General features: G+C 72.7%; 7 protein-coding genes. 4 read left to right on the top strand and 3 right to left on the bottom strand.

Translation table 11 applies throughout. The features are described from left to right. The first annotated feature begins 77 nt into the window (after positions 1-77). Complete coding sequence (locus OTB19_RS39250) at positions 78-3,284, top strand: BTAD domain-containing putative transcriptional regulator (protein WP_267803575.1); 3,207 nt, start codon at positions 78-80, stop codon at positions 3,282-3,284. On the opposite strand, the gene OTB19_RS39245 is transcribed toward OTB19_RS39250, so the two are convergent. Together OTB19_RS39245 and OTB19_RS39240 are read right to left on the bottom strand one after the other, a co-directional pair. Next, positions 3,271-5,214, bottom strand: coding sequence for a sigma-70 family RNA polymerase sigma factor (locus OTB19_RS39245; RefSeq protein WP_267803574.1), 1,944 nt, complete (start codon positions 5,212-5,214; stop codon positions 3,271-3,273). The genes OTB19_RS39250 and OTB19_RS39245 overlap by 14 nt on opposite strands. Positions 5,215-5,696: 482 nt before the next feature. Continuing rightward, positions 5,697-6,464 carry a TetR/AcrR family transcriptional regulator gene (locus tag OTB19_RS39240; protein WP_267803573.1) on the bottom strand — a complete coding sequence of 256 codons (768 nt, stop codon included), beginning with the start codon at positions 6,462-6,464 and terminating at the stop codon, positions 5,697-5,699. A gap of 341 nt (positions 6,465-6,805) precedes the next feature. On the opposite strand from OTB19_RS39240, the gene OTB19_RS39235 reads away from it, so the two are divergent. Then, positions 6,806-8,224 carry an NAD(P)/FAD-dependent oxidoreductase gene (locus OTB19_RS39235; RefSeq protein WP_267803572.1) on the top strand — a complete coding sequence of 473 codons (1,419 nt, stop codon included), beginning with the start codon at positions 6,806-6,808 and terminating at the stop codon, positions 8,222-8,224. A 156-nt stretch (positions 8,225-8,380) separates the two neighbouring features. Beyond that, on the top strand, positions 8,381-10,126 hold the full coding sequence (locus OTB19_RS39230; protein ID WP_267803577.1) for an ATP-binding SpoIIE family protein phosphatase: 1,746 nt from the start codon (positions 8,381-8,383) through the stop codon (positions 10,124-10,126). Between the two features lie 61 nt (positions 10,127-10,187). On the opposite strand, the gene OTB19_RS39225 is transcribed toward OTB19_RS39230, so the two are convergent. Beyond that, the gene (locus OTB19_RS39225) at positions 10,188-11,489 is read right to left on the bottom strand and encodes an MFS transporter (RefSeq protein WP_392893809.1); all 1,302 of its coding nucleotides are present in this window, start codon (positions 11,487-11,489) and stop codon (positions 10,188-10,190) included. A gap of 110 nt (positions 11,490-11,599) precedes the next feature. Here OTB19_RS39225 and OTB19_RS39220 point away from each other — a divergent pair, with 110 nt between their 5' ends. Next, the gene (locus OTB19_RS39220; protein ID WP_267803571.1) at positions 11,600-12,133 is read left to right on the top strand and encodes a MarR family winged helix-turn-helix transcriptional regulator; all 534 of its coding nucleotides are present in this window, start codon (positions 11,600-11,602) and stop codon (positions 12,131-12,133) included. Positions 12,134-12,586 lie beyond the last annotated feature (453 nt).

Below are 12,586 nucleotides of genomic sequence, written 5' to 3'. Positions count from 1 at the left end.
ACCCCCGCCCCCGGCACCGCCCCGGTCCCGCCACAAATCCCCACCCACCCCGGCCAGGGGAAGGGCAGAATTGCCCGGTGCAGTACCGAATCCTCGGCCCCACCGAGGCCCGCGACGACTCCCAGGCCCCCTTCCCCATCGGCGGCGCCCGCCTCCGCGGCCTCCTCGCCTCCCTCGCGCTCCGCGCCGGTTCCCCGCTCGCCGTCACCGTGGCGGACCTCGTCGACGAGGTGTGGGGCGACGACCCGCCCCGGGACGCGCCCGCCGCCCTCCAGGCGCTCGTGTCCCGGCTGCGCCGCGCCCTCGGTGCGCGCGACCGCGTCCTCGCCGACCCGACCGGCGGCTACCGCCTCGTCGCGGCCCGCGAGGACGTCGACCTCCACCGGTTCACCCGGCTCGCCCACGAGGGCGTCCGCCGGCTCGACGATCCCGCGACGTCCCCCGCCACCGCCGCCGCGACCCTCCGCCAGGCCCTCGCCCTCTGGCGCGGCCCGGCCCTCGCCGACCTCCCCGAGCCCGCCCGTTCCGCTCACGCCGCCGCCCCGGAAGCCCTCCGTACGGCCGCCCGCCGCGCCCGGGTCGAGGCCGAGCTCCGGGCCGGCGCCGCGGACCCGACGTCCCTGCTGCCCGAGCTGGACGCGCTGATCCACGACCACCCGTACGACGAACCCCTCCGCGCGCTCCAGCTCCGCGCCCTGCGCGCCGCCGGCCGCCCCGCCGACGCCCTCGCCGCGTACGAGCGCACCCGCCGCACCCTCGCCGAAGGCCTGGGCGCCGACCCCGGCCCCGTCCTGCGCGCCCTGCACGCGGAACTCTTGCGCCCGCCCCCGGAACCCACCGCGCCCCCCGAACCGCCGGAGGCCCCGCGCGGCAACCTCCGCCCCCGCCTCACCTCCTTCGTGGGCCGCGAGCCCGACCTGGAGGCCCTCCACGGCGACCTGGCCCGGCACCGCCTCGTCACCCTCATCGGCCCCGGCGGCTCCGGGAAGACCCGCCTCGCCGAGCACGCGGCGGCCGACCACCCGGAACCGGGCTGGCTCGTCGAACTCGCCCGCCTCGACCATCCCGCGGCCGTCCCCGGCGCCGTGCTCAGCGCCCTCGGCCTGCGCGAGAACGGCCTGGTCGCCCGCGAGAAGACACCGGCCGAGGACCCCACCACCCTGCTCATCGACCACTGCGCCCACCGCGGCCTGCTCCTCGTCCTGGACAACTGCGAGCACGTCATCGGCGCGGCCGCCGACCTCGCCGACCGGCTCCTCGCCCACTGCCCCGGCATCCGTGTCCTCGCCACCAGCCGCGAACCCCTCGGTGTCCCCGGCGAGGTGCTGCGCCCGGTGGAGCCCCTGCCGCCCGACCCCGCGCACCGACTGTTCGCCGACCGGGCGGCGGCCGCCCGGCCCGGGTTCACCCCGCACGACGACCCGGCGGCCGTCGCCGAGATCTGCGCCCGCCTCGACGGCCTTCCGCTCGCCATCGAACTCGCCGCCGCCCGGCTGCGGCTGCTCACCCCGCGCCAGATCGCCGACCGGCTCGACGACCGGTTCCGGCTCCTGACCGGCGGATCCCGCACCCTCCTGCCCCGCCAACAGACCCTGCGGGCCGTCGTGGACTGGTCCTGGGACCTGCTCAGCGAACCCGAACGCGCCGTCCTGCGCCGCCTCGCCGTCTTCACCGGCGGCTGCGACCTGACCGCCGCCGAGGCCGTCTGCGCGGAACCCGCCCTCGACGTGGCCGACGTCCTCGGCTCCCTCGTCGACAAGTCCCTCGTCCTGGCCGAGCCCACGCCCGACGGCATGCGGTACCGGATGCTCGAAACCATCCACGAGTACGCCATCTCCCGCGCCGCCGACGAGCCGGCGCAGGCCCGCACGACCGCCCTGCGCCACGCCGCGCACTTCCTCGCCCTCGCGGAGCAAGCCGAACCCCTGCTGCGCACGGCCGCCCAACTGCCCTGGATCCGGCGCGTCGAGATCGAGTTGGACAACCTCCGCGCGGCCCTCGACCTGGCCGTGCGGGACGGCGACACCGACACCGCCCAACGCCTGGTCTTCGCCCTGGGCTGGTTCTGGTGGCTGCGCAACTACCGCGTGGAGGGCGCCGAGTGGACCGACCGGGTCCTCGCCCTCACCCCGACCGAACCGCCCGAGGGCTCACCCGCGTACGGGACCCACCTGAGCCTGCGGGTGCTCCACATGTTCCTGCGCTCGGAATCCAGCGAGGCCGAGGAATTCCGCAGCCCCGAGTACCGGGCGCTCGCCCGCCGCATCAAGGAAACCTTCCGCCACGGCTCCCCGGAGACCAACACCTTTCCCGGCATCCTGTGGCCCACGACCGCCCTCCTCACCGGCGACCTCCTCGACTTCCACACCGACCTCGACGAGGCCGTCGAGAACTGCCGCCGACACGGCGGGGACTGGGAACTCGGCGTCATCCTCATGCTCCGCACCCACGTCGCCATCGACATGACCGGAGGCCTGCACACCGTCGACGCCGACCTCGTCGAACTCCAGGAGATCGCCCACCGCGTCGGCGACCGCTGGACGCGGGCGCAGGTGTCGAGTGCCGCCGGCGAGGTCGCCCTGTCCCGTGGCCAGTACGACTGGGCCCGCATCGAGTACGAGGAGTGCCTGCGCCTCGCCCGCGAGGTCGGCGCCCACATGGAGGCGCCGTTCGCCATCGCCCGGATCGCGGAGACCGCCTACTGCTCCGGCGACATGGAAGGCGCCGAACGCCTCCTGGCCGCATCGGACCGGGAGTCGCGCAAGTACGGCGGGGTGTACGACGTACGGGCCTTCGCGCGCCTGCTCGCCTCGATGATCGCCCTCTACCGGGGCGACTTCGCCAAGGCCCGCGCCGAGTACGTCGTGGCCCGGGCCGAATCCAAGGGAGCCGGCGTCCCCCCGCAGTTCATCGCGGGGCTCGACAACATCGAAGCCCTCCTCGTCGCCCACGACCAGGGCCCGCGGGCCGCGCTCGCCGGCGTCGGGCCCGCCTTCGCCGACGCGATCTCCACGCACTGCGCGGAACGGGTCCTGGCCGCCCTCGCCGAGACCGCGGCCGGACTGCTGGCCGCCACCGACCGGCCCGGCGAAGCCCTGCGGGTCCTCGCGGCGGCCACCGCATGGCGCTCGGGACACCCCCGCTCGGTCCCCGAGGAGACGTTCCTCGACGGGTTCCCCGAACGGGCCCGCACCCTCCTCGGCCCCACCCGCTCCGCGGCGGAGGAGGCGGTGGGCGCCGCACTGACCCCGCCCGAGGTCGCGGCCCTGCTCAAGAGCAGCTGATCACCGCGTCGGCCCAGCTCGCCAACGCCGGCAGCCGCCCCGGCCCGACCCGCTCCACCACCAGGCGCATCGTCTTGTGCCCGGCGAGCGACACCTCGACCCGGGCGGGCGCGTCGCGGTACCCCAGGGCGCCGGACCGCCACAGCCGCCGCCCGTCGCCGTACACCGAGAACCGGACCTCGGCGTCCGTCAGCAGCGCCAGACCGTCCATCCCGGCCCGCGCGGAGAAGCTCGCGCACTGCCGGTTGAGGTCGATCTCCACCGAGGAACGGGAGTCGACGGTGATGCCCTGCGCGAACCGCCGCCCGCCGACCTCCAACCCCCAGCGCTGCCACATCCAACTGCCCGCCCAGGTCCGCAGTTCAGGTCCGGTGTGTTTCCCGTACGCGGAGTGCCCGAGCCGCGCCAGGGCGTACCCCTGAGCCGGCGCGGGCACCGCCGGAGCCGACGGCTTCGGCGGCTTCCGGGTGGGCGAGGGCTTCGGCGTCGGGCGCACGACGGGCGGCTTCGACGCCGACGGCCTGGCCGAGGGCGCCCGACTCGGCGCCGGCGGCGGCGTGGGCGCGGCACTGCGCCGAGGCGGTACGGCAACCCGCGCCACCGGCGCCTTCGTCCGCGGCGGCCTCGGCTCCGGCGCGGGCGGGGCGGGAGCGGGCACCGCCGGCGCCGCCACCGCGGGCGCCGGCTTCGCCCGGGGCTGCGGCGCGGAGTCGTCCCCGGCCAGCGCGAACACCACCCCGGCGGCCGCCGCGACGGCGATCCCGGCGGCGATGGCGGCCTTGGCCGGCAAGCCCAGCCCCTCGGACACCACCGCCCCGCCCGCCCCGGCCGAAGCCCCACCACCCGCACCCGCACCCGCGGCCCCGGCGGCCCCCGCCCCGGCTCCCGCCGAGGTGCCACCGACCGCGGCGGCGGCAGCCCCCGCACCACCGGCGGCCACGGCCCCACCGGCCACCACTCCGGCCGCCTTCGCCACGTACCCGGCGGCGAACCACCCGATGACCGCGACCGGCAACAGCGCGGGAATCCCCGCGTTGACGTCCTTGAGCTCCCCGGCCGCGAGCCGGCACTTGACGCACTCCTCCAAGTGCTTGCGCAGCCCCCGCTCCGCCCGCACCCGCAACCCGCCCCGCGCGTACGCGCCCAACCGGTCCGCGTACCGCGCGCAGTCCCCGCCCTCGACCAACGCCGAGCTCACGTGCGCCTGCAAGTAAGCCTGCTTGAGCCCTTCACGGGCCCGACTGGCCAGCACCGCGGTCGCGTTGGGGCTCAACCCGAACAGCGGGGCGATCGCACTCGGCGAAGCCTCCTCGACGGTCGTGTGCCACAGCACGGCCTGCCACCGCTCGGGCAGACTCCGGAAGGCGCGCATCGCCAGGGACTGCTCCGCCTCGTGCATCGCCCGAACGTCCGCGCCCCACTCCAGGGTGTCGTCCCCGGAGAGCCCGGCCAGTCCCGCGCCGCCCTCGGTCCCCGTGGCCGCCTGCTCCGCGAACACCGCGAAGTCCTCGACCAGATGCTCCCGCTTGGCGGTCTTCGCCCACGAGGCCGCGACCCGCCGCACAGTGGTGAGCAGGTACGCCCGCACCGAATGGTCCGGCCCCGCCCCGCCCCGCACCGCCTGGAGCGTCCGTGCGAACACCTCGCCGGTCAGGTCGTCCGCGGTGTGCGCGTCCCGGCAGCAGGTGCGCGCGTAGCGCCGTACGGAATCGGCGTGCCGACGGAACAACTCCTCATACGATCCGTCATCACCCCCACGCATCCGGGCGATCAAGTCCGCGTCCGAAGGCGGCAGTTCACCGTCCTCGACTCCCGAACCGACGTGCCGGTCCGGCTCGCGCTGCGCGGGTACCTGGCGGGCGGGCGGGCTGCCCGCCTCGACGTCGCCGCCGGCGCCACCGAGTGACTCGTCTCGCCCGTCAACGTTCATTGCGGAAGCCCCCGCACGGCACACTCAACCGGTACACCGATCCAGCGTGGCACACGGCGCGGGCGCACCGGCCCCCTCTCACCGCCATCCACTCATCCGAGGAGCATCCGGCGAATCGCCGTGCTGATCCTCACCCGTTCGAGCGAGTAACCGTTCGAGGAAACCGATCGACCGCGTCCACGAGGCCGCCCGACCCGAAGAGCCCGACACGACTCCCACCGCACGGCACCGCCACACGCCGAGCACCGCACCGACACCCGCCGAGCCGCCCACCGCACACGGATCGCGGCACCACACGGTCCACCGCACTCCGCCCAAGCCCGCCGGCCACCACACACGGATCACGGCACGCCGATCACGGCACCAAGCCGGTGCCGGCACGCCGATCACGGCACCAAGCCGATCACGACATGCCAGTCACCACGCCGAGGATCACGACGCGCCGCTCACCGCACCGCGGGCGCCGCGCACCGCACCACGACTCAGACCGTGCGGGACCGCAGACCCTCCAGGAGGATCTCCAGCAGTCGGGCCGAAGCCGCGGCCTGCTGCGCCGGGTCCGGCAGTGCGGGCGCGGCGGTCGCTATCACCAGCAGCACATCGGCCACGGTGACGTCGGCACGCAACTCACCCGCCTCCCGGGCGCGGTCCACCAGTCGGCCGACCACCTCCAGCAGCGCACCCGCGCCGGAGTCGTCCGAGAGCTCGTCCTCGACGGCCGTCCGGGCGCCCACGACCCGAAGGTCCGGCCCGCCGGTCCCGCCGGCCTGACGCTGGTGCGGAACCCTGGCGGCCTCGGCCTCCTCGATCCCGTCCTCGGCGGCCGAGCCGACCCGCAGCACCTGCGGCGGCAGCAGCCGTCCGGCACCGGAGGCCACGGAGGTGCGCAGGAAGCGCGACAGCGCCTGCCACGGCTCCTCCTCCTGGCCCAGAGCGGTCGTGGCCTGGTCGGTCAGCCGGGCGGTCTCTTCCTCGGCTATTCGCCGGACCAGCACGTCCTTGCTCGGGAAGCGCCGGTACACCGTGCCGACACCGACGCGGGCGCGCCGCGCCACGTCCTCCATCGGAGCCCCGTAGCCCAGCTCGCCGAATACCTCGCGAGCCGCGCGCAGGACGTGTTCGAGGTTGCGCTGGGCGTCGACACGCAGCGGCGTGGAGCGACCCATTCCGTGCGTGGTGGCACCTGTCATCACGCGGCCGCTGTCAGCAGACAGAGCGGTCGCAGAGCCATGGAAATCGGAAATGTGCATATGTTTCCCCCGGTAATCATCTGTCTCCCCCCGGAGACATTCCCCGCCTTCACGCCGAGGGGGGCCACGGTCACGGGGCCCTGGTCCTACTCCTCGACGAGTTACGAACATAGTTGAGCCAGAGTCAATTCAGAAGGGGCAGCCCCGGACGGAGCACCGCCCGATCGGAGCATTCACCCCCACTTTTCCGCCGCAAGCCTCCGGAATCACCTCTTCCGTACCTGCTGACCTGCGCTCCTGCACCCGAATCCACACCCCCGGACAGACCTGCCCCACCGCTCTCTCCGGTCACACAATCTGCCGGGCCTGTGGACAAACTCCCGGCCACGTTGCGTCATGGGGTGGTGAAGGCTGCTAACTCGCGGGGCACGGCCCCCGGTACCCCGCCCCGAACGCGCATCCTCATCGTGGGCGGCGGATACGTCGGCATGTACACGGCGCTCCGGCTCCAGCGGAAGCTGAGATCCGGCGAAGCCGAGGTCACGGTGATCACCCCCGAGCCCTACATGACGTACCAGCCCTTCCTCCCCGAGGCGGCCGCCGGATCCATCTCCCCCCGCCACGTCGTCGTGCCCCTGCGCCGCGTCCTGGCCAAGTGCCGCATCGTCATCGGCCAGGCCCAGCGCATCGACCACGCCAAGCGCGTCGCGACCGTCACCACCCTCGCCACCGCCGAGGAAGGCGCCGGCGACATCGAGATCGCCTACGACGAACTCGTCCTCGCGCCCGGCTCCGTCTCGCGCACCCTCCCCGTCCCGGGGCTCGCCGACTACGGCATCGGATTCAAGACGGTCGAAGAGGCCATCGGCCTGCGCAACCACGTCATCGAACAGATGGACATCGCCTCCTCCACCCGCGACCCCGCGATCCGCGACGCGGCCCTCACCTTCGTCTTCGTGGGCGGCGGATACGCCGGCGTCGAGGCCCTCGGCGAACTGGAGGACATGGCGCGCTTCGCGGCCCGCTACTACCACAACATCAAGCCCGAGGACATGAAATGGGTGCTGGTCGAGGCCAGCGACCGGATCCTCCCCGAAGTCGGCCCCGAGATGGGCGTCTACACCGTGCGTGAACTGCGCCGACGCAACATCGACGTACGCCTGGAAACCCGCCTCGAATCCTGCGAGGACCGCGTCGCCGTCCTCAGCGACGGCGCCCGCTTCCCCACCCGCACCGTCGTCTGGACCGCCGGCGTCAAACCCCACCCGATCCTCGCCGCCTGCGACCTGCCCAAGAACGAACGCGGCCGGCTCGCCTGCACGGCCTTCCTCACCGTCGAGGGCGTCGAACACGCCTGGGCGGCCGGTGACGCGGCAGCCGTCCCCGACATCACCGCCGCCGAACCCGGCCGCGAATGCGCCCCCAACGCGCAACACGCCGTCCGCCAGGCCCGCTCCCTCGCCGACAATCTCCTGGCCGCCCTGCGCGACGAGGTCCTCACCGAGTACGCCCACAAGTACGCCGGTTCCGTCGCGTCCCTCGGCCTCCACAAGGGCGTCGCGTACATCTACGGCCGCAAGCTCAAGGGCTACCCGGCCTGGCTGATGCACCGCGCCTACCACCTCAGCCGCGTCCCCACCTTCAACCGCAAGATGCGCGTTCTTGCGGAATGGACCCTCTCAGGTCTGTTCAAACGCGAGATCGTTTCCCTAGGCTCCCTCGAACACCCCAGAGCAGAATTCGAACTCGCGGCAGGAGGCGGCCCGAAGGACCCGGCACCCCCACCCGCGCCCCAACCGCCGAAGGACGACCAGAGCTGACGTTGTCAGTCCGGTCGGCCACACTGGACGTGTGACCATAGGTGGGCTCACACCTGCACAGAGTGACACCGTCCGGCGATCGACCTGGGGGGAACCGCCCAGCGGCAGCCGGGGGAGACACAGCGACCACTTGCGACACCACGAGGCTTGAACGCAGTGAACTTCACCCGCTGGAGCGCCCGGTTCCCCGGAACGCAGCGCCGCGCCGCCGCCCGGACCGAACACGCCGTCGCCCAGGCCAAACGGGGTGAAGGCTCGGTCCCGGCAGCCCGCGGCGCCGCCACCAACACCCCGGCGCCCCCGGGCGACGGCACCCCCGCGGAAGCCACCGTCTCCGGAACGGGCACGGCCCCCCTCCCGGCCGCGCCCGCCCTCGACGAACTCTCCGTGCGCGAGGTCCTCGGCCTGCTCCCGGCGCTCGTCGCCCTCGTCCACGGTCCCGACCACCGCGTCGCGTACGTCAACGACGCCTACGTCGCCGGCTTCGGCCCCCGCACCCCCGGCGCCCCCGCCCACGAGGCCCTCCCCGAACTCGGCGGCCTGGGCCTGCTCCCGCTCCTCGACCAGGTCCAGCGCAGCGGCAAGCCCCGTACCGCCAAGAACCGCACCGCGCCCGGCGGCGGCAACTCGTACACGGTCACCTGCACCCCGGTCGAGTTCCCCAAGGCCGACACCGCGTCCGCGCAGGAGCCCCACACCGGCGTACTGGTCCACCTCGCCGACGTCACCGACCACGCCGAGGCCGCGGAGCGGCTGCGCGCCAGCGAACGGCGCCAGCGCGAGGCGGCCGTCACCCTCCAGCGCTCCCTCCTGCCCCAGGAACTGGAACAGCCCGACGACCTCCGCGTCGCCGCCACCTACCAGCCCGGCGGCACCGAGGCGGCCGTCGGCGGCGACTGGTACGACGTCATCACCCTCGGCGCCGGCCGCACCGCCCTCGTCATCGGCGACGTCATGGGCCGCGGCGTCCGCGCCGCCGCCGTCATGGGCCAGCTGCGCACCGCCGTCCGCGCGTACGCCCGCCTCGACCTCCCGCCCCACGAGGTCCTGCAACTCCTCGACGGCCTCGCCGCCGAGATCGACGCCAGCCAGATCGCCACCTGCGTCTACGCCGTCCACGACCCCAACGAGGGCCTGCTGGCGTACGCCTCCGCCGGCCACCTCCCGATCCTGGTCCGCGACGAGCACGGCACCGTACGCCGCGCCGCCGACCCCACCGGCCCGCCGCTCGGCACCGGCGGCTGGCTGCACACCTCCGGCACCATCGCCCTGGGCCCCGGCTCCACCGCCGTCCTCTATACCGACGGCCTCGTCGAACGCCGCGGCGAGGACATCGACGAAGGCGTCGCCGCCCTCGAACGCGCCCTCGCCGGCGCCCAGGGCACCCCGTCCGTCATCTGCGACCGCCTGATGCGCGCACTGGGCGTGGACGCCGACCACGACGACGACGTCGCCGTGATGGTCCTCCAGCAGCCCGCCCGCACCGGCGCCGACGCCGAGCTCTTCCACAACGCCGCCCTGGAACTCCTCGGAGGCATCGAGGCCGCACCGCGCGCCCGCGCCTTCGCCCAGGGCGTCCTCGCCTCCTGGCGTTTCCCGGTCGAGCTGTGCGACCTCGGCGTGCTGGCCGCCGGCGAACTCGTCGCGAACTCCCTCCAGCACGGCACCCCGCCCATGCACCTCCGGCTGCGCCGCACCGACCGTCGCCTGATCATCGAGGTCACCGACGGGGACGACCACCTCCCGCGCCGCCGCCGCGCCGAACCGGCCGACGAGACCGGCCGCGGCATCTCCATCGTCGCCACCATCGCCTCCAGCTGGGGATCCCGCCGCACCCCGGGCGGCGGCAAGGCCGTCTGGTGCGAGTTCGCGCTCCCCGACAAGCAGCCCGACAAGCAGTAGAAGGACGACATGACGGTGCCCCCGGTCCGAGAGAGGACCGGGGGCACCGTCATGAAGCGATCTACACGGAAGCGGGCTCCGCGGCCTTCGCCACGGCGACCGGAGCCGCCGGCGCCACCGGAGCGCCCTTCAGCAGCGACGGGTTGTCCTGCGCCGGCGTCAGCTGCTTCCCGAGCCGCAGCGCCAGCCAGGCGATCCCCAGCGAGACCACCACGAACACCCCGATGTAGAGCATCGGCACACCCGCGCCGAGCGGCACGCCCAACGGCCCCAGCGCCAACGCCATCTGCTTGACCAGCGCGAACGCGGAGTTGTACTGCCCCACGGAACCCTCCGGCGCCAGGTCCGCGACGAGCGGCGCGAGCGTCGGCGACAGCATCGCCTCGCCGATCCCGAAGAGCGCGTACGTGGTGACGAACGCGGCCGCGGCCATCACGGCGCTCCCGTGCCCCAGCCCCGAGAACCCGGCGATGAGCCAGGCACCGGTCCAGATCAGACCGACCAGCGCGATCACCCGCGACCGCCGCCGCTTCTCGACGAGCCTCAGTACGACGAACTGCGCCACGACGATCGCACCGGTGTTGGCGGCGAGCGCGAACCCGAGCGTGGAAGGGGAGATCCCGGCGGCCTCGGTACCGAAGGCGGCCAAACCCGACTCGAACTGTCCGTAGCAGGCGAAGAAGACCACGAAGCCCAGGACGAGCAGCTTCACCATGGCCTGGTGCCGCAGCATCCGCTTCCAGCCGCCACCCGCCTGCGACGGGTCCCTCGGTACGGCGTCCTTGATGCTCGGCGCGTGCGGCATCCGCACGGTGGCGATGACACCCGCCAGCACCAGGAACATGACGGCCTCGATACCGAACAGCAGGGTGAAGCTGCCCGGGTGCGCGACGTCCACGATCTGGCCGCCGATGAGACCACCGATGCCGAGACCGAGGTTCTGCATGAAGAACTGGAGCGCGAACGCCCGCGTACGGGTGCTAGGGGTCGAGCACCACACGATCATCGTGGCCAGCGCCGGCTGCATCACGGCCTGCCCGGCGCCCAGCGCCAGAGCGGACAGCAGGATCGGCACGAGCCCGGTGGACAGCCCCAGGGACAGCGCCCCGGCGGACGCGGCCACCGCGGCACCCATCACGACCGGGACGGGACCACGGCGGTCGATGATCCGACCGGTGAAGGGCAGCGCGACGAGAGCGCCCAGGGCGAAGGCCACGAACGCGCTCGTGGCGGCCATGGAGCCCAGATTCCGCACCTGCGCCACATAGATGTAGAGGAACGGAACCGTGAAGCCGATGCCGAACGCGGTCAGCGCGTTCCCGGCCTGGATCCGCCGCATCGCAGCGCCCATCACCTTGGTCACTTTCACCACCTTGATAGCTGAAGCCTGAAGACTTCATTCCTAAAGTTCGAAGCTTAACTCTACACATCGAAGGAGTTAGACGCCAACGAGCTCGTGCCATACTTCGGGCCATGGGTGACACCGACGGCACTACGCCTGTCCACGAACCGAGCCTCGACGAGCAGATCGCCGTCTATCAGCGCGAGTTCCAGGACCTCGATCCCCAGGTCGAGAAGGTGGTCTCGGCGCTGAGCCGGCTGAACCGCCGCATGAACGTCGCGTACGGGCGCCAGACCGCGGCCCTGGGCATCAGCAACGCGGAGTGGGAGGTCCTCAAGGCCCTCGTCATCTCCGGATCCCCGTACCGCATGGGTCCGAGCGAGCTGGCCAAGCAGCTGGGCCTCACGCCGGCGGCGATGACCCACCGGATCGACCGGATGACGTCGGAGGGCCTGGTCACCCGTGAGCGCGACGAGTCCAACCGGGTCCGCGTGATCGTGGAGCTCACGGACGAGGGACGCAGCAAGTGGCTCGACGCGATGCGCGCGGCCACGGTCTTCGAAGAGGACCTCCTCCAGGACCTCTCCACCGCGGAGCGCGGCGTCCTCGGCGACATGCTGACCCGCCTCTTGGACCGCGTAGAAGACCTTCAAACCAGGGGTTGACACACCCCTCGCCGATCCGTAAGGTTCTTCGAGTTGTCCCAGAGTCAACTGGTTTTGGCGACAACAACTCCCGCCGCCTCGTTGCGGCACCCCAACTCAGCACGATCTCCCACCGGGAACGAATTCGGCATGCCCGAATTAATTTCCGAAGGTCGATTATGAATCGCCTGGGGAGTCCACTAGAGTTCTGGGAGTCGGAAGGGCCCAACAGCCCGGAAGACAAGCCCCGCTGACTGGGAGTCAGACCCGAAAGGTTCTGATAGAGTCGGACTCGCCGGAAAGGGAAAACGCGAAAGCGGAGAACCTGGAAGGCGGAAAACAAGCGCGACTGGCTCTGATAGAGTCGGAAACGCAAGAACGAAGGAAGCGCCCGGAGGAAAGCCCGAGAGGGTGAGTACAAAGGAAGCGTCCGTTCCTTGAGAACTCAACAGCGTGCCAAAAATCAACGCCAAA

Origin of the sequence: Streptomyces sp. H27-H5 (assembly GCF_026627505.1) — a bacterium.
In the GTDB taxonomy this organism is placed as follows: Bacteria; Actinomycetota; Actinomycetes; order Streptomycetales; family Streptomycetaceae; genus Streptomyces.
This window is presented reverse-complemented; position numbering and strand designations above follow the sequence as displayed.

Bases quoted from the DNA above. Each gene is read 5' to 3' on its own strand.
- OTB19_RS39245 (WP_267803574.1), bottom strand. From the start codon at position 5,214: ATGAACGTTGACGGGCGAGACGAGTCACTCGGTGGCGCCGGCGGCGAC.
- OTB19_RS39240 (WP_267803573.1), bottom strand. From the start codon at position 6,464: ATGCACATTTCCGATTTCCATGGCTCTGCGACCGCTCTGTCTGCTGAC.
- OTB19_RS39220 (WP_267803571.1), top strand. From the start codon at position 11,600: ATGGGTGACACCGACGGCACTACGCCTGTCCACGAACCGAGCCTCGAC.